The organism is Gemmatimonadota bacterium, from assembly GCA_016720805.1.
GTDB lineage: Bacteria > Gemmatimonadota > Gemmatimonadetes > Gemmatimonadales > GWC2-71-9 > Palsa-1233.
In genome coordinates this window covers 190,488-207,452 of record JADKJZ010000003.1, presented here as the reverse complement: position 1 = coordinate 207,452, position 16,965 = coordinate 190,488, and the positions used below count along the sequence as shown (strand labels likewise).

Here is a 16,965-nt window from a genome sequence, read left to right as displayed (position 1 = left end):
CATGACCTCGCCGGACGGCATGACCCTCCCCGAATTCGATCCGTCGACGATCGTCGATCTCGACGTGCGCGACGAGCTCGCCGCGGGCCGCGAGCCGCTGCCGCAGATCCTCAAGATCGCCGAGCAACTCGGCCCCGGGCAGGTGCTGCACCTCCGCTCCCCCTTCCGTCCCTCGCCGCTGAGCTCCCGCCTGGGCCACCTCGGCTTCGCGTCACACTCCTTCTGCTTCGGCGACGACGACTGGTCGACCTGGTTCTGGAAGGCCGATACGCCAATGCGCGCGCCAGTGACCACCACGGAGGTGGCGCCGGCACCGAGTGGCGTGCTCGACCTGCGGCTGCTCCCGCCGCCGGAACCGCTGCTGGTGATCCTGCAGCGAGTGGAGGAGACGCGCGAGTCGTTCGATGTGCTGCTGCCCTTCTATCCGGAGCCGCTCGTCGCGCTCCTTGAACCGGCCGGTCGCCGCGTGACGCTGGTCGAGTCGCGGGCCGATGGAGTGCAGGTGCGAATCGAAGCGGGAGAGGGGTGAACCGGTAACGTCCCCCGCTCACCCTTCACCCACTAGTCCAGCGTCTTCCGCGTCTGCACCACCGCCAGGCCCAGCACTGCCGCCCCCGCAATCCCCAGCCCGAAAATCGTCGGTCCCACGTCGGCGAGCCCCGCCCCGCGCACCAGCACCGCCCGCATCAACTTGACGAAGTGCATCACCGGATTGGCATGGGCCACGGCCTGCGCCCAGTCGGGCATTGCCTCCAGCGGCGTGAAGAGGCCGCTCATCAGCAGGAAGATCAGCAGCACGAAGAAGGCGACGAACATCGCCTGCTGCTGGGTCTGCGTCACCGTGGAGATCAGCAGCCCGATGCCGAGCGCCACCGTGAGATAGACCATTGCCGCAAGGAAGACGATCGGCACGGCGCCCACCGTCGGAATCGCGAAGACCAGCTTGGCCACGGTCAGCCCCACCGTGAAGATCCCCATCGCGATCATCCAGAAGGGGAGCAGCTTGGCCGTGATGAACTCGCCCTTGGTGACCGGGGTCACGTTGAGCTGCTCCAGCGTGCCGAGCTCCTTTTCGCGCGTGATGCTTTGCGCGGTGAGGAGGAGGCCGATGATGGTCGTGAGCGACACGAGGATCCCGGGCACCATCCAGTCCTTGTAGCGGCGCGTCGGGTTGAACCACCCCTGTTGCCGCACCTCCAGCATGCTCGGCACTCCGCCCTGCCGCTCGACGATCGCTTGCGCCGCCTGCTGGATGAGGCCGGCGACCGCCCCCTCCTCCGCGTTGATCTGCAACTGCACGGCGCTCCGTTCCCCGCGCGCCAGGGAGGCCTCGAAGCCATCCGGGATGTGCAGCACGGCCGCCGCCTCGCGGCGGCGCAACACCGCCTCGATCCGATCCGGCGCGATCGCGGTCCCCACCACGGTGAACTCGCCGCTCCCCACCAGTTCCGCCACCATCGCGGCCGAGGCCACGGTGCGATCATCGTCCCGCACCAGCAGGCGAGTGGCACCGGTGTCGAACGTCGTCGCGTTGGCGAGCACGACGAGCTGGATGAGCGGAATGGCCAGCACTTGCACCAGGGTCGGCGGATCCCGGAAGACCTGCAACACTTCCTTGCGCATCAAGGCGCCGATCGTCCGGATCTTCATGGCAACCGGATCGCGAGGCGGCGAATGCCGATGCCGAGCAGCGCCACCGACATCGCCGCCAGGATGGCCAGCTCGCGCCAGAGGTCGGCGAGTCCGGCGCCCTTGATCATCACGCCGCGGACAATGGTGAGGAACCACCGTGCGGGGATGAGGTGGGAGACCAGCCAGAGCGGACGCGGCATGGCGTCGAGCGGAAAGATGAAGCCGGAGAGCATCAGCGTCGGCAGGAGCAGCCCCGCGAGCGCGGCCATGATGGCGGTGCGTTCGGTCTCCGCCGTCGTCGAGATGAGGATCCCCAACCCGAGGGAGGACACCACATAGAGGAGCGATGCGCCAAGCAGCAGGAGTGGGTGGCCACGCATCGGGACGCCGAAGACGACCCGCGCCGCGAGCAGCACGGTGACCATGTTCGCCATCCCGAGCACCACGTAGGGAGCCACCTTGCCCAACACCACCGCCGAGGGCCGAAGCGGCGAGACGAGCAGGAGCTCCATCGTGCCCCGCTCCTTCTCGCGGGTGATCGAGATCGCCGTCATCATCGCGGCCACGATGGTGAGGATCAGCGCGATGAGCCCGGGCACGAAGAGGTTCACGCTCTCCAGCGTCGGGTTGAAGCGCATCCGCGTCAGCAGCGTCACGCCGCCAGACGGCGCCGGTCCCGATCGCTCGGCATGCCACCGGCGCAGGAGGGCGCCGGCATATCCCTCCATCACGCGACCGGTGTTCGGGTCGGAGGCATCGGTCACCAGCCCGACCACCAGCCGCTCGCCCCGGGCCAGGCGCCGCTCGGTATCGGGCGGGAGCACGATCGCCTGGCGCACGGTGCCGGCGCGGAAGGCCCTGTCGAGCGTCGCCTCGCTGTGCAGCGTGCCTCGCAGCAGGAACTGCTCCGACTCCGCGATCCGCTCCACCAGCGCGCGCGTCGCCGCATCGGGCGCAGGGGCCACCACCACGATCGGAATCGCGCGCACGTCGGTCCGTACGGCAAAGCCGAAGAGCAGCACCGACACGACCGGCAGGAGCAGGAGGATCGCCAGCGTCTGACGATCCCGGAGGAGATGCAGCGTCTCCTTGCGCACCAGCCCCCGAAACGCGCTCATGGTGCGCCCGCCGCGCGGGTGAGGGTGAGGAAGACCTCATCGAGGGTGGCGACACCGACCTGCGCACGGACCTCGGCTGGGGTCCCCATCGCCGCAATGCGACCATCCACCATGATCGAGAGCCGATCGCAGTACTCCGCCTCGTCGAGGTAGTGCGTGGTCACCAGCACCGTGGTGCCCTCGGCCGCGGTGGCGTAGATCAATTCCCAGAAGCGTCGGCGCGTGATCGGATCCACGCCGCCGGTCGGTTCGTCGAGGAAGACCACCTCCGGGCGGTGCAGCAGCGCGACCATCAGGGCAAGCTGCTGCTTCCACCCGAGCGGCAGTTTCCGCACCAGGGTGTCGCGCGATTCGGTGAGGCCGATGCGCGCCAGCAGCTCGTCCATTCGCGCGCGGATCTGGTCGCGCGTGAGTCCGTAGATGGTGCCGTAGAGCTCGACGTTCTCGCGGACCGTGAGGTCGTCATACAGCGAGAAGCGCTGGCTCATGTACCCGATCCGCCGCCGCACGCCAGCGGGATCGCTGCGCACGTCGGCCCCCGCCACGGTGGCCTCGCCATCGGAGGGGGCCAGGAGGCCGATCAGCATCCGGATGGCCGTCGTCTTCCCGGCGCCGTTGGCACCGAGAAAGCCGAACACCTCGCCGCGCGCCACGGTGAGCGTGATCGCATCCACCGCGACGAAGTCGCCGAAGCGACGGGTCAGGTTCGTGGCCTGGATCGCGGGCGTGGTCACGCCGCACGCTCCCGCTCGGCGAGTTCATGGATGAACACATCCTCGATCCCCGCCGTGATCGCCTCTCCAGCGAGGTCGGCAATGCCACGCGACGCCGCCCATGCCCGCAACTCGGCGAGCACCACCTCCGGGGCCATGCCGGTGCGGGCATCGGTATAGTGCACCGTTTCACCGAACGGCCACGCCCCCACGGCGTGCGGGAAGGCGCGCAAGGTGGCGAGCATCCCGATCCGATCGGCGGCCCGCAGGGCGAACAACGGCAGTGGGAATCCCGCGCTGATCGCCGCTGGTGTGTCCACCGCCAGGAAGCGCCCCCCCTGCATCAGCGCGACGCGGTCGCAGCGCGAGGCCTCGTCCATGTATGGTGTCGAGACGAGGATCGTGAGATCGTCACTGCGCAGCGTGTCGAGCAGGTCCCAGAACTCGCGCCGAGACACGGCATCCACACCGGTGGTCGGCTCGTCGAGCACCAGCAGCGTGGGACGGTGCACCAACGCGCAGCAGAGGGCGAGCTTCTGCTTCATCCCTCCGGAGAGCGCCCCAGCGCGCCTCGCGGTGAATGGAGCGAGTTGCGACCAGATCGGGGCGATGCGGGCCATGCCCGCTTCGACCGTCGTGTCGAAGACGTCTGCATAGAAGGCCAGGTTCTCCGCCACCGACAGGTCGGGGTAGAGCGCGAAGCGTCCCGGCATATAGCCGAGCTGGGGGCGCACGGCCCATGGCGCACCGGCCACGTCGTGGCCGAGGACCACGGCAGTTCCCCGGTCCGGAACAAGCAGCGTGGTGAGCATCCGAAAGAGCGTGGTCTTCCCCGCGCCGTCGGGCCCGATGACGCCGAACCGCTCGCCTCTTGGCACCGTGAATGACACGCCATCCACCGCGCGCGTGGCGCCGCGTGCCAGATGCACGTCGCGCACGACGATGGCGGGCTCGGCTGCGGTCACGGCGTGGCGGCGGCGAGCACGAGTTCGCCCGGCATGCCGACCTTGAGCGTTCCGTCGGGATTGGCCACGCGCACCTTCACGGCGTAGACCTGCGTGACCCGCTCATCGCGCGTCTGGATCGGGGTCGGGGTGAACTCGGCCCGCTCGGCGATCCAGGTCACCGTGCCCGTGTGCTCCACGAGCGTTCCCTCGCCGCCGTCCGTGCGCACCGTCACCGTGGCGCCGAGGCGGATGGCCGGCAACTGCGCGCCACTCACCCACGCCCGAAAGGTGAGGGTGTCGAGTGCGGCCATCACGACCATCGGCCGCCCAGCGGTCACGACCTCGCCCGGTTCGACCATGCGCACGAGCACCGTGCCATGCAGCGGCGCGCGGACGACCGATCGCGTCACCCGATCCTCGAGCTGCGCCACCTGCGTGCCAATCGCCGCGGCTTCGCGGCCGATCGTGGCGCGTGTTGCGTCGACCCCGCCGAGCTGTGCCACCAGCACGGCCACTTCGCGCTCGGCACGGTCCACCTGCTGCGGCGTTGCGGCCTTGGCCACGGCGAGTCGGCGCATCCGGCCCTCGTCGCGCCGGGCCAGCTCGAGCTGCGCCTGCAGCGCCGCACGCTGTGCCGCCACCTCCCCGAGGCGCGACGTCACCGTGGCGCGGCGCGCCTCGAGCTCGTCACGCTGCAGCGCGAGTGGCCCGGCATCCACTTCGGCGATCACGTCCCCCGCTGCCACCTTGTCGCCCTCGCGCACCGCGACGCGCGTCACCGGGCCACTCGCCTGCGCCGCCACCGTCACCTCGTCGGCCTCGAAGGTGCCCCAGGCCGCCGTGTCGTCCTTGGCACATGCCCCAAGCAACAGCAGCATGGGCAGACTCCATCGCATCATCGTCATCGGGTCACTCACGGGCTGCGGGGATCGCGATCCCCAGGGTGGTCAGAAACGCGGCCTCGGCACGCACCAGTTCGGCACGGTGCCGTCGCTCGGCGAGCCGCGCCTCGGCGAGGTCGGTGCGCGCCTCGACGTAACGCGCCGCCGTGATGATCCCTTCGGCAAGTTCGGCCTGCGCGGCCTGCTCGATTTCCGAGCGCAGCGTGATCAGGCGGGCATCGTCGGCAAACCCCTCGCGCAGGTGGTGGATCATGGCCAGGTCGGCCTCGACGGCGCGCGACAGGCGCGCGGCGAGCGCCAGCGCATCGGCCGCCACCACCTCGCCCTGCGCGCGCAGTGCGCCAGCCGAGTGCTCGGCCGAACGCCAGGTCCACGGGCGCCACGTCACGCGCACGCCGCCCTGCCAGAAGGCCGCAGGATCGGGTTCGAACTGGTTCAACCCCGGTCGACCGACGCCACCCTCGGCGAATGCGGAGAGGGTCGGGCGATTCTCGGCGGCGGCAAGCGCGGCCTCGCGCGCGAGCCGATCCTGCGTGGCCTGGAGTTGCGCGAACTCGGGTCGGTGGCGCAGCGTGTCGAGCGCCGTGGTGGCGATCGCATCGACGACACCACTCAGCACCGGCCCGACGAGTCGCACACTGGCCGCCAACGTCGTGTCGGTGAGCCGTGACAGCACGGCGATCGCGGCCTGCCGCTGCACGTCGGCCTCGGCGCGGCGCCGCACGACCGTGAGGCGCTCGGCGGCAATCGCTGCCGTGTCACGCGGCAGGGCAAGACCCTCTCGTACCCTGGCGCGGACTTCGCCGAGTCGCGAGGCGAGGTCGGCCGTGACGGCATCGAGTTCGTCCAATCGCTCCTGTAGCAGCCACGCCCCGAAGAAGGCGGTCTCGGCCTCACCACGCAGTGCGTACAGCGCGACGCGAACCCCGGCCTGCTGCTCGACCAATCGCGACGATTCGAGCGCCACTCGGCCCTCCACGAGTCCGCCGTCGAACAGCAGTTGCTCGGCCTGCAGCACCGCCTGCCAGCGATCACGGGGAGGCGGCGTGATGTTCGCCCCTGGCAGCTGCACCCGGGTGACATCGCTCTGGTGCGTGGCCTGCGCCCGGATCGCGAGCTGCGGCAGCCGCGCGCTGCGCAGGACGGCGGTACGCTGTTCGGAGGCGGCCGCGAGCTGGTCGCGCTGCCCGCGTCGTGGATCCATTGCTTCGGCCCGGGCGTGCACCCAGGCGAGCGTGAGGGAATCCTGTGGCACCGGGGCGAGGAACAGCGTGGCGGCAAGGAGGATCATGGCCTGAGCCCCGCGAAGAAGAAGGTGACGACCTGCTCCGCCCGCTGGTCGAGGAACTGGTCGTACTCGGCCTCGCCGATTCCGACGATGTGACGGATCATCGGCCGAGCCACCACCGGAAAGACCAACAGGGACATGAGGTTCACCATGAACTCGGTGATCGTGACCGGGCGGATGGTCCCTGCGGCCGCCGCGGCATCCAGCTGCGACCGCAGCAATTCGAGCGAGGGACGACCGTGCCGCCCGACCAGCGATTCGAGTCGCTCGGGCGCCGTGTGGATCTCGCTCAGCAGGTAGATCGCCATGTAGGGATGCGTGCGGTGGAACGCGACCTGCCGTTCGGACACGCGCCGGACCCGCTCCGCGAGGGATAGATCGGGCGCGGAGAGGACAGCGAACATTGACGGAAGCAGCACCGAGGCGACTCGCTGGAAGACCGCGTCGGCAAGCGCCTCCTTGGTGCCGAAGTAGTAGTGCACCAGCGCCTTGTTGACCCCGGCCTCGGCGGCGATTTCCTGGGTCCGCGCCCCCGCGGTGCCGCGGCGGAGGAAAACCCGGTGCGCCGCATCGAGGATACGGTCCGCCGTCGAAGGGTCCACGACCGGAGCCGGGGTCTCCACCGACCCGCGCCGCGACTTACTTTTTGGTTTAACCATTTGGTTAAACTACGCGCCCTGTTCCAGCCCCGCAAGGGGAGCGACGACACTGGAGGCCAACGCGACCCGCGGCTTAGTTTCCGAAATGCGCCCCACCCCACTGTTCGCCGCCGTCATCGTGCTCGCTCTCTTCGTCCATGGCGCGGCAGCCCAGTCTCCTCGCCGCTTCACGGCCAGCTCGCCCTGCACCGCCGCCCAGCGTGCCGCGGGGTGCTTCATCGTCCTTGGCTCGGGCACGCCGGTCCCCGATCCGGAGCGTGCAGGGCCTGCCTACTTCCTGGTCTACGGCGAGCGCACCTTCCTCTTCGACGCCGGCGCCGGGGTCATGCGTCGCGTCGCGGCGGCCGGGCTCCCGATCGACGGGATGACCAGCGCCTTCCTGACCCACCTCCACAGCGACCACACCCTCGGGCTCCCCGACCTCCTCCTCACGACCTGGACCATGGGACGCCGGGGACCCTTCCCGCTGGTTGGTCCGCCCGGGACGCGCACCATGGTCGATCGCCTGCTGGCGGCGTGGCAGGAGGACATCACCGCGCGGATCAATGGCCTCGAACAGGGTCAGCCGGCCGGTCCGGGAGTCACCGTGATCGAGTCGCGCGGAGGCGTGGTCTACGACAGCGCCGGCGTGCGGATCGAGGCGATCCCCGTGGTGCATGGTGAGTTTGCCGTCGCATTCGGCTATCGCATCGTGCTGCCAACGCGGACCATCGTCCTTTCGGGGGATACCGGCCCGGGCGATGCGCTCCGTGCCGCGGCGCGCGGCGCCGACCTGCTGGTGCACGAGAGTTATCCGTCCGTGCGCCTGAAGCCGGAGGATCGGCCGGGTGGCGATGCCTGGCCGGCGTACATGCACAGCGTGCACACCAGCGATGTCGAGGTCGGGCAGCTCGCCGTGCGCGCCAACGTGAAGCAGGTGGTGCTGACGCACATCGTGCGCATGGGGGGGAGCGATGCCGAGCTGGTCGGCGGCGTCCGACGCGGCGGCTTCACGGGCCGCGTCGCGGTCGCGCGGGACCTCACCGCGTATTGACGGCTGGCACCGCCGCTCTGGCGGGAAGGGGGGTGTGGCGCGATACTCCGAGTGGGGCCTGATCGCGACGAGCCCTCCCCCTCGGATCGCCGTGCACCCGCACCGAAGGATCGCGAATGAACGAGCCCGCCGCGAACCAGACGGAAGCCGCCCTCCGTCTGCGGACCATCCTCTATCACATGATGGCGGAGGCCAACCGCGCGGTGCTCACGACCGAGAGTCGCGAGCAGCTCTTTCAGGCGCTCACGCGCATCGCGGTCGACACCGGCCACTTCCGCTTCGCCTGGATCGGCATCCCCACCGACGGGATCGTGAAACCGATGACCTTTTCGGGCGACGACGGCGGCTATCTCGCCTCGCTGCATGTCTCCCTCGATCCGACCGATCCGACGTCGCAGGGGCCGACCGGGCAGGCCGCACTTGCCGGTTCGACGACCGTCGTCAACGACTTCCTGGCATCGCCGCTGACAGTTCCGTGGCATGAACATGGTCGGCGTTCCGGCTTCGGTGCCTCCGCGGCGTTTCCGCTCTTCGAGAAGGGGCGGGTCGCGGCCGTCCTCAGCCTCTACGCCGAGCAACCCGGCTTCTTCACGCCGGAGTTGATCGAGACGCTCGGCGAGATCACGCCGACGGTGTCGCTCGCGCTCGATGCGTTCGTGCAGGCGGCGGAGCGACAGGCCCTCGAGCGGCAGGTGCAGATGGCGCAGAAGATGGAGGCCGTCGGCCAGCTGGCGAGCGGCGTGGCGCACGATTTCAACAACATCCTCACCGTCATCAACGGCTGCAGCGAACTGCTTCAGGCCGAGCTCCCGGCGGACCTGCCGTCGCGCGAGCTGCTGGACGAGATCCGCGAGGCCGGTGCGCGCGCGCGCACCCTGACCCGGCAACTGCTCGCCTTCAGCCGGCAGCAGGTGGTGTCACCGAAGATGCTCGACTTGAATGCGGTGATCGCCGAAAGCGAGCGGATGATCCGCCGACTGATCGGCGCGGACATCTCGCTCACCACCGAGCTGACACCAGAGCCCTGGCCGCTGCATGCCGACCCGGGCCAGCTCGAGCAGGTACTGCTCAACCTTGCCGTCAACGCGCGCGATGCCATGCCGCAGGGCGGGTCGCTGGTGATGCGCAGTTCGTGCAAGGCCATCGCGCAGCCCCTCGATGGCGTGCCGGCTGGCGACTTCGTCCTGCTCGAGGTGACCGATACCGGCACCGGGATGACGGCCGACACGCACACCCACCTCTTCGAGCCGTTCTTCACGACGAAGGCGCCCGGGCAGGGGACGGGGCTGGGTTTGGCGACGGTGGCGACGATCGTGCGCGACGCCCTCGGCTACGTCACCGTCGAGAGCGAACTCGGCAAGGGCAGCACCTTCCGCGTCTATCTCCCGCGGGCCGATGGCGTCGTGGCGGCCGCTGAGCCCGTGGTGACGCCGGGCGCGCTGCCGCGAGGCACGGAGACGATCCTGCTGGTCGAGGACGACGACGCGCTCCGGCACCTGGTGCGCACCATGCTGCGCGGCCTCGGCTACCAGGTGCTCGAGGCCGCGAATGGTGCGACCGCCATCACGCTGGCACGAGCGCTGAAGGAACCGATCCACCTCCTCCTCTCCGACGTGGTGATGCCCCACCTCGGCGGCCGCCAGCTGGCCGATGTGCTCCTCGCCTCGCGCCCGGAGTGCCGCGTGCTCTTCCTCTCCGGCTACAGCAGCGACGAGATGATCCGCCGCGGCGTGGTGGACTCGGTCGCGAACTTTCTGCAGAAGCCGTTTACCGTCGGCGAGTTGGCGGCGCGGGTGCGATCGGTGCTCGACGGCGCCCGGTAGCTGCGCCCCGCGACTACACCACCGCCCCGAACAACCTCCCCACCAGCGCCGTCACCCCCATCGCCACGCCGCCCCAGAAGGCGACGCGCAACGCGCCGCGCACCAGTGACGCGCCACCGAGTTGCGCCGCCACCGCTCCCAGACCGACCAGCAGCACGATGGTGACGGCCACCACACCGCCCGAGAGGACGCTGGTCGGCAACACCGCGGCGAGGATCGCCGGTGGCGCCGCTCCCACGGCGAACGACGCCGCCGAGGCGATCGCCGCCTGGATCGGCTTGGCGGTGGTGAATTCGTGGATGCCGAGCTCGTCGCGCGCATGGGCGCCGAGGGCGTCGTGCGCGGTGAGCTGCACGGCGACCTGCGCCGCGAGGTCCGGCGTGAGGCCGCGCTTCACGTAGATGCCGGCCAGCTCGGCCAGCTCGGGCTCCGGATCAGTGGCGAGCTCGCCGCGCTCGCGCGCAATGTCGGCATGCTCGGTGTCGGCCTGCGACGAGACGGAGACATACTCGCCTGCCGCCATCGAGAGCGCACCAGCCGCGAGCCCTGCGACGGCCGCGACGAGAATCGCCGCTCGGTCCGGCGCCGCCGCCGCGACACCCACCACGAGCGACGACGTCGAGATGAGCCCGTCGTTCGCTCCGAGCACGGCGGCGCGGAGCCAGCCGATCCGATCACTGCGATGACGTTCGATGTGCATGACCCATTCCTGATGTGGGATGGTGAAGCAACGGTGAACAGTGATCGAGAGTTGGTGAGGGGTGAGTGGTAAGGGGGGAACGTCATCCCGAACAACGTGAGGGATCTGCGTGCTGGCGGCTACGCAGGTCCCTCGCTACGCTCGGGATGACAACGCCCCCTCACCCCTCACCCCTCACCCTTTCAACCGAAACTCCGTCACCTCCGGACGCGCATTGAACCGCGCCCGGATCAGGTAACCGACGCCACGATTGATATAGAGTCGCCGTTCGCCACGCACGGCGATCTCGCCCGAGGTGTAGCGCCGATTCTCGACCGGAAGGATCGGTGGTGGCAGGAAGGGCGGCTTGCACTGCCCGCCGTGGGTGTGCCCCGCGAGGATCCAGCCCTGGTAGCCACTCCAGATCGGGTGATCGGCGGCATCGGGATTGTGGCAGAGGACCAGCCGCGGCGCGTCGCTCGCCGCCAGCAGCGCAGGCGGTGGCGTGAAGTACGGTCCCCACAGGTCCTCGAGGCCGATGATGGTGAGCCCATCGACCACCGCGGCCTCATTGCGCAGCATCCGCACGCCGTGCGCTTCGGCACGCGTGGTGATGGCTTCCGCCACGGCAGGCATCCGCCAGTTGGTGCCGTAGTCGTGGTTGCCGAGGATGCCGATCGTCGCCAGCTGGCCCTGCGGGAAGGAAGCAATCAGCCGGTCGAACGACTCGAGCTGCGTGGTGCGACGATAGCTGATCCAGTCACCGGTCATCACCACGATGTCCGGCCTGAGCGCCGTCACCGTGGCGAAAGTCCTGGCGATGTAGCTGTCGTCGACGCGCGGGCCCATGTGCAGGTCGCTCAGCTGCACCAGCGTCTTTCCCTCGAGCGCGGCAGGAAGCCCGCGGATCGGGAGATCGCGCGTGACGACCTCCAGCCACTCCGGCTCCCAGCCAACGGCGTAGCCAAGGGAGGCGAGGCCGGTGCCGACCGTGATGCCGGCGGCGCGAAGCAGCCATTGACGTCGAGTCAGCCGATGATCGATCATCGATGATCGATGATCGATCATCGTTCACCCAACAACGTACGCTTCCATCGCAAAGTACTCCGCCAATCCCAGCTGGTTGAGCAGCTCCGCGGTCCCCTTGTTGCGCGACTCGACCCGCTGCCAGAACTCGCGATCGTCCTGGCCCGGGAACGGCGCCGAATCCTTCTGCGATTGATGCTTGAAGATCGCCTGAATCTTGAGCTTGAGCTCTTCCTGCGCGAGCGGCACCAGCCACGTCGCCTCGGTGACCGGCCACTCCTGCCACGCGCCGCGATAGAGCCACACCTCCGGCACGATCCCCGCCGGCTTCACCTCGGCGAGCGCCAGCTCGATGGCGTCCTTGCAGAGGCGGTGCGTGCCGTGCGGATCGGAGAGGTCGCCGGCGACGAGCACCAGGTCGGGATTGATCTCCTCGAGCAGCGCACGGATGATCGCGACGTCGCGCGGTCCGATCGGATCCTTCTTCACCTTGCCGGTCTGGTAGAACGGCAGGTTCAGGAAGCGGGCGTTGTGGCGCGAGAGGCCGAGGGTCTCGATCCCGCTCACCGCCTCGCCTTCGCGGATCACGCGCTTGAGGTCCTGCACTTCGGCAGAGTCGATGTCGCCAGGCGCCTTGGATTCGAGCGAGTGACGCACGCGCTCCGCGAGCGAATCGACCGCGCGTCGCCCCAGGTGCGCATCGCTCGCGAGCCGCTCGATCACCTCCACGTACCGCAGCGCGTCGTGATCGAAGACGGCGATGTTGCCGCTGGTCATGTAGGCCACGATGATCTGATTCTCGTTGAGGATCAGCTTGCGCAGGATCCCGCCCGCCGAGATGACGTCGTCGTCGGGGTGCGGCGAGAAGCAGATGATCGTCTGGCCCTTGGGGAGCTTGGAGCGGCCGCGGATCTTGGCGCCGAGGGCGTTGAACGCCTCCCCGTTGACGGCACCGGCCTCGCCATGCCGCGCCACCAGCGGCGAGAGATGATGCTCGGCGTAGTCGGCTTCGGTGAGCTTGAGGATCGCCTTGCCCGCGGTCTGCGACAGCCACGCGACGGCACGCAGTTCGAGGTCCGGTGTCCACTCGATCTCGTCGAGCAGCCACGGCGTGGCAATGCGCGTCAGGTCGGCGGAAGCGGCAGCGTCGCAGTAGACGATGGTGTTCGGGTGGCCTTGCAGGAAGGTCGCGGCGACGTGGTGATCGATCTCGCCCTCGATCGCGCGGCGGAGGATCCCCGCCTTGTGCTCACCGGTCGCGAGGAGGAGGATCTCGCGCGCCTCAAGGATCGTGGCGACGCCCATCGTGATCGCCTGGCGCGGGACGTTGCGCTCGCCGAAGAAGTCGGCGGCGGCGTCACGGCGCGTCACGGCGTCGAGCGTGACCAGCCGGGTGCGCGAATCATCGCCCGAGCCGGGCTCGTTGAAGCCGATGTGGCCGGTCTTGCCGATGCCGAGGAGCTGGAGGTCGATCCCGCCGGCGTCCCGGATCTGCTGTTCGTACGCGGCGCAGACCGCCTCGACCTGTTCCCGATCGACCGACCCCGGCGGCACGTGACACTTGGCCGGGTCGAGGTCGACCAGGTCGAAGAGATGCTCGCGCATGAAGCGGTGGTAGGAGTGGAGCGAGTCGGGCGCCATCGGCCAGTACTCATCGAGGTTGAAGGTCTCGACGGTCTGGAACGAGAGCCCCTCCTCGCGGTGCATGCGCACCAGTTCGGCGTAGACCCCGACGGGGGTCGATCCGGTGGCGAGGCCGAGGACGGTTCCCTTCCCCTGGGCGGCGCGGGAGCGGATCAGGTCGGCGATGCGGCGCGCGGCGGCGCGCGCCAGGGCTTCCGGCGGATCGAGGATCTCAACCGGAAGGCGTTCGAGGCGATGGAGGGAGGCCATGGCTTAAAGTAATGCCGGATCAGGGGCCGGTGACCGGTTATCTGTGACCCGTGACCAGACGCGCGGACCCTCTCGCCGCCGCCGAATTACCTTGAAGGGATGCCCGAGACCCCCAAGCCGGAAATCACCAGGTTGCTCGACCAGGTCTGCGATGGCGTGCCGGGCGCGGCCGACGCGCTCGCCGAGCAGGTCTATGGGGAACTCCATCGCATCGCCGTCAACGCCATGCGCCACGAGCAGGACGGCCACACCCTGCGCCCGACCGAGTTGGTCAGTGAGGCCTTCATGCGCCTGCTCGGGCAGCGCACCGTCGCCTGGCAGAACCGGTCGCATTTCTACGGGGTGGCCGCCACCACCATCCGACGGATCCTGCTCGACCACGCCCGGGCACGCCGCGCGGTCAAGCGGGACCACGGGGTCCGGATCACCCTTGATGATTCGGTGCGCGCGGAGACCACGGACGCCCTCGACTTGATCGCCCTGGACGATGCCCTGCAGCGGCTCGAGCGCCTCGCGCCTCGTCAGGGCCGGGTCATTGAGCTCCGCTTCTTCGGGGGGCTCGAGATCGACGAGGCCGCCGAGGTGATGGGCGTCTCCATCGCCACCGTCAAGCGGGACTGGACCTTTGCGCGTGCCTTCCTGCTGGAGGCCCTCGGCCCCACCGCCTGACCCCCCCACGTTCCGTCCCAGGATGCCGACATGGACGACGCCGCATTGACCCCCGAACGCCTGCAGCAGTTGCAGCACGCGTTCGAGAGCGCCTTGGCCATCGAGGACGAGGCGGCCCGGGCGCAGCACCTCCACCAGCTCGCGCAGGACGATTCGGCACTGGCGAGCAGGGTCCGGGGACTGCTCGCGGCGCACGCTCGCACGGGCAACGCCCTCGAGCGCGGGGCGGCGAATGCCCCTCGGTGGCTCCACGAGGAGGCGGTCGATCATCGAGTCGGGACCCGCGTCGGCGCGTTCCAGATCGTCCGCGAAATCGGCTTCGGCGGAATGGGCACCGTCTACGAGGCCACCCGGGTCGACCAGCAGTTCGAGATGCGCGTGGCCATCAAGTTCCTGCGCCGACACACCGCTGGCGAGGCCGCGCTGAGCCGCTTCCGCCACGAGCGCCAGATCCTCGCCTCGCTGGTCCATCCCCACATCGCCGCGCTGCTCGACGGCGGCGTCACGCCGGATGGTCAGCCGTACTTCGCCATGGAGTTTGTCGAGGGCGAACCGATCACGCAGTGGGCCGACCACCGCGCCCTCACCGTGCCCGAGCGACTCGCCCTCTTCCTGCAAGTCTGCGCGGCCGTGCAGTACGCGCACCAGAGTCTCGTCGTTCACCGCGATCTCAAGCCCGGCAACATCCTCGTGACCGGGGACGGCGCCGTCAAGCTCCTGGATTTCGGCATCGCGAAGCTTCTCCGCGACACCACGGAGGACGACACCACGAGCGCGACGGCCACCGCGGCCGGCACCCGGGCATTCACCCCCGCCTATGCCTCACCGGAACAGCTCTCCGGCAGGCCGATGGGGACCCGGTCGGATGTCTATTCCCTCGGCGTGGTGCTCTTCGAGTTGCTGACCGGCACGCGGCCGCTCGACGTCGACGACATGTCGGCCGCCGACGCCGAGCGCGTCGTGCGCGACGTCGTGCCGACGCGACCCAGCACCGTCCTGCCGCCGGCCCGCGCGCGCGCCCTGTCCGAGCGCAGCCTGGAGCGCGCCCGCGCCCAGATCAGCGGCGACCTCGACGCGGTGGTGCTCATGGCACTCCGCAAGGAGCCCGAACGGCGCTACGGATCGGTGGAGGAATTCGCGGCGGACATCCGGCGCTTTCTCGAGCACCGTCCGGTGCTCGCGCGCCCCGAGGGCCTCGGCTACCGCTTCGGGAAGCTCGTCCGGCGCCATCGCGCGGAGGCCGCCGCGATCTCGCTGGCCGTGATCTCGCTCATCGGCGGGATGGTGGCGACGACGCTGAACGCGCGCGCGACGATCCGGGAGCGCGAGCGAGCCGATCAGGTCAAGACCTTCCTGGTGACGATGCTCGGTGCGGCCAATCCGGCATCCTTCGGGCGCGATGTGACGATGCGCGTCGTGCTGGATTCCGCGGCCGTGCGCGCCGCGGAGCTTGAGGCGCAACCGGCGCTCCAGGCCGAGATTCGGGAGATCATCGGCGGGACCTACCTCGCCCTCGGAGAGTTTGAACCGAGCGAGGCACAGTATCGCCTCGCCATCGCCGCCCACCGGCGGCTCGCCCCGAACGGAAGCCGGGCGACCGCGACCGCGCTCACACGGTTGACGACGGTGCTCGAACTCGAGGGACGCTATGCCGCCGCCGACTCCGTGCTGCAGGAGGCCGACCGCTTGTTCACCCGCTTCGCCCCGAAGGATGACGCCGCGCTGGCCAACTTGTTCGACGTGCGCGGCCGACTGCTCCTGCGGCTCGGTCAGATGCCCGAGGCCAAGGTCGCCCTGCAGCGATCCCTCGACCTGCATCTTCGCATCCTGCCGGTCAACGATTCCGCCCGCTCTGACGCCTATGCCAACCTCGGGGTGGTGACCGACGAACTCGGCGACCACGCCGCGGCGGAGTCGCTGCTGACCCAGGCGGTCGCCGCCGCGCGACGCGTCCACGGCGATGAGCATCCGCTGGTCGCCGCCATCCTCTCGCCGCTCGCCACGGTGCAGGAGTACGCCGGCAACATTCGCGGTGCCGATTCCACCTACCGGCTGGCGCTCGCAATGCGCGAGAAGCTGCTCGGCCCGACGCATCCCGACTATGCGTGGACGATGTTCAACTACGCCGACCATCTCGGCCGGGTCGGCCGCTACCGCGAATCGACGGTCTGGGCCAGAAAGGTCCTCGCGCTCCGCGGCACGACCCTGCAGGACAATCATCCCGCGGTCGCCACCGCGATGCGCGTCCTCGGCAACTCGCTGGCGCACCTCGACTCCCTGCCCGAGGCCGAACGGTGGTTGCGGGCCAGCTGGCAGCTGCGAGCGGCCACGCTCCCGGCCGGGCATTATCTCACCGCGTCGAGTGAGAGCTATCTGGGCGACTTCCTCGTGCGGGCGGGCCGCTACCCCGAAGCGGAGCGCCGGCTGCTGGCCAGCGAGAAGGCCCTGGTGGCCGCGCGCGGCGAGGACTCGGAGATCGTGCAGGAAGCCCGAACCCGACTGGTCGGACTCTACACCGCGTGGAAGAAGCCGGCAGAGGCCGCGCGCTGGCAGGCCAAGCTGCCGGCCGCCACACCGCAATGA

Annotated in this window: 15 protein-coding genes; 5 read left to right on the top strand and 10 right to left on the bottom strand. The window is 69.5% G+C overall.

Annotation, left to right across the window (positions count from 1 at the left end):
• Nucleotide 1 precedes the first annotated feature (1 nt).
• Nucleotides 2-529, top strand: a complete 528-nt coding sequence (locus tag IPP98_05700) for a DUF2249 domain-containing protein (protein MBL0178609.1) — start codon at nt 2-4, stop codon at nt 527-529.
• Between the two features lie 32 nt (nt 530-561).
• Here IPP98_05700 and IPP98_05695 read toward each other — a convergent pair whose 3' ends face one another.
• From IPP98_05695 to IPP98_05665, 7 genes are read right to left on the bottom strand one after another with little or no spacing between them, the layout of a single operon-like run.
• Entirely contained in the window at nt 562-1,650 is a 1,089-nt protein-coding gene (locus IPP98_05695) for an ABC transporter permease (GenBank protein ID MBL0178608.1), read from the bottom strand.
• A complete protein-coding gene (locus IPP98_05690) occupies nt 1,647-2,750 on the bottom strand; it encodes an ABC transporter permease (protein MBL0178607.1) in 1,104 nt (367 codons plus the stop codon). Before IPP98_05690 ends, IPP98_05695 begins: the two co-directional genes overlap by 4 nt.
• Nucleotides 2,747-3,484, bottom strand: a complete 738-nt coding sequence (locus IPP98_05685; protein ID MBL0178606.1) for an ABC transporter ATP-binding protein — start codon at nt 3,482-3,484, stop codon at nt 2,747-2,749. Before IPP98_05685 ends, IPP98_05690 begins: the two co-directional genes overlap by 4 nt.
• Entirely contained in the window at nt 3,481-4,407 is a 927-nt protein-coding gene (locus tag IPP98_05680; protein ID MBL0178605.1) for an ABC transporter ATP-binding protein, read from the bottom strand. The genes IPP98_05685 and IPP98_05680 overlap by 4 nt, the downstream gene beginning before the upstream one ends.
• Nucleotides 4,408-4,424: 17 nt before the next feature.
• The gene (locus IPP98_05675; protein ID MBL0178604.1) at nt 4,425-5,288 is read right to left on the bottom strand and encodes an efflux RND transporter periplasmic adaptor subunit; all 864 of its coding nucleotides are present in this window, start codon (nt 5,286-5,288) and stop codon (nt 4,425-4,427) included.
• 31 nt (nt 5,289-5,319) lie between these two features.
• A complete protein-coding gene (locus tag IPP98_05670) occupies nt 5,320-6,603 on the bottom strand; it encodes a TolC family protein (GenBank protein MBL0178603.1) in 1,284 nt (427 codons plus the stop codon).
• The gene (locus tag IPP98_05665) at nt 6,600-7,202 is read right to left on the bottom strand and encodes a TetR/AcrR family transcriptional regulator (GenBank protein MBL0178602.1); all 603 of its coding nucleotides are present in this window, start codon (nt 7,200-7,202) and stop codon (nt 6,600-6,602) included. Before IPP98_05665 ends, IPP98_05670 begins: the two co-directional genes overlap by 4 nt.
• A gap of 142 nt (nt 7,203-7,344) precedes the next feature.
• Between IPP98_05665 and IPP98_05660 the strand changes: the two genes are divergently transcribed.
• Together IPP98_05660 and IPP98_05655 are read left to right on the top strand one after the other, a co-directional pair.
• The gene (locus IPP98_05660; GenBank protein MBL0178601.1) at nt 7,345-8,292 is read left to right on the top strand and encodes an MBL fold metallo-hydrolase; all 948 of its coding nucleotides are present in this window, start codon (nt 7,345-7,347) and stop codon (nt 8,290-8,292) included.
• 116 nt (nt 8,293-8,408) lie between these two features.
• A complete protein-coding gene (locus IPP98_05655; protein MBL0178600.1) occupies nt 8,409-10,115 on the top strand; it encodes a GAF domain-containing protein in 1,707 nt (568 codons plus the stop codon).
• A 13-nt stretch (nt 10,116-10,128) separates the two neighbouring features.
• Here IPP98_05655 and IPP98_05650 read toward each other — a convergent pair whose 3' ends face one another.
• The 3 genes from IPP98_05650 to nagB all read right to left on the bottom strand — a co-directional run bounded on the left by IPP98_05650 (nt 10,129) and on the right by nagB (nt 13,713).
• Complete coding sequence (locus tag IPP98_05650; protein ID MBL0178599.1) at nt 10,129-10,815, bottom strand: VIT family protein; 687 nt, start codon at nt 10,813-10,815, stop codon at nt 10,129-10,131.
• Nucleotides 10,816-10,989: 174 nt separating this feature from the next.
• Nucleotides 10,990-11,826 (bottom strand): metallophosphoesterase, encoded by an 837-nt coding sequence (locus IPP98_05645; GenBank protein MBL0178598.1) that lies wholly within the window; start codon nt 11,824-11,826, stop codon nt 10,990-10,992.
• Between the two features lie 39 nt (nt 11,827-11,865).
• Entirely contained in the window at nt 11,866-13,713 is a 1,848-nt protein-coding gene (gene nagB, locus IPP98_05640) for a glucosamine-6-phosphate deaminase (GenBank protein MBL0178597.1), read from the bottom strand.
• A 99-nt stretch (nt 13,714-13,812) separates the two neighbouring features.
• Between nagB and IPP98_05635 the strand changes: the two genes are divergently transcribed.
• Nucleotides 13,813-14,382: a sigma-70 family RNA polymerase sigma factor gene (locus tag IPP98_05635; protein MBL0178596.1), complete on the top strand. Its 570-nt coding sequence runs from the start codon at nt 13,813-13,815 to the stop codon at nt 14,380-14,382.
• A 30-nt stretch (nt 14,383-14,412) separates the two neighbouring features.
• Nucleotides 14,413-16,965: a serine/threonine protein kinase gene (locus IPP98_05630; protein ID MBL0178595.1), complete on the top strand. Its 2,553-nt coding sequence runs from the start codon at nt 14,413-14,415 to the stop codon at nt 16,963-16,965.

Coding starts and splice junctions, on each gene's coding strand:
- IPP98_05700 (MBL0178609.1), top strand. CDS start 2: ATGACCTCGCCGGACGGCATGACCCTCCCCGAATTCGATCCGTCGACG.
- IPP98_05695 (MBL0178608.1), bottom strand. CDS start 1,650: ATGAAGATCCGGACGATCGGCGCCTTGATGCGCAAGGAAGTGTTGCAG.
- IPP98_05690 (MBL0178607.1), bottom strand. CDS start 2,750: ATGAGCGCGTTTCGGGGGCTGGTGCGCAAGGAGACGCTGCATCTCCTC.
- IPP98_05675 (MBL0178604.1), bottom strand. CDS start 5,288: ATGCTGCTGTTGCTTGGGGCATGTGCCAAGGACGACACGGCGGCCTGG.
- IPP98_05670 (MBL0178603.1), bottom strand. CDS start 6,603: ATGATCCTCCTTGCCGCCACGCTGTTCCTCGCCCCGGTGCCACAGGAT.
- IPP98_05660 (MBL0178601.1), top strand. CDS start 7,345: ATGCGCCCCACCCCACTGTTCGCCGCCGTCATCGTGCTCGCTCTCTTC.
- IPP98_05655 (MBL0178600.1), top strand. CDS start 8,409: ATGAACGAGCCCGCCGCGAACCAGACGGAAGCCGCCCTCCGTCTGCGG.
- IPP98_05650 (MBL0178599.1), bottom strand. CDS start 10,815: ATGCACATCGAACGTCATCGCAGTGATCGGATCGGCTGGCTCCGCGCC.
- nagB (MBL0178597.1), bottom strand. CDS start 13,713: ATGGCCTCCCTCCATCGCCTCGAACGCCTTCCGGTTGAGATCCTCGAT.
- IPP98_05635 (MBL0178596.1), top strand. CDS start 13,813: ATGCCCGAGACCCCCAAGCCGGAAATCACCAGGTTGCTCGACCAGGTC.
- IPP98_05630 (MBL0178595.1), top strand. CDS start 14,413: ATGGACGACGCCGCATTGACCCCCGAACGCCTGCAGCAGTTGCAGCAC.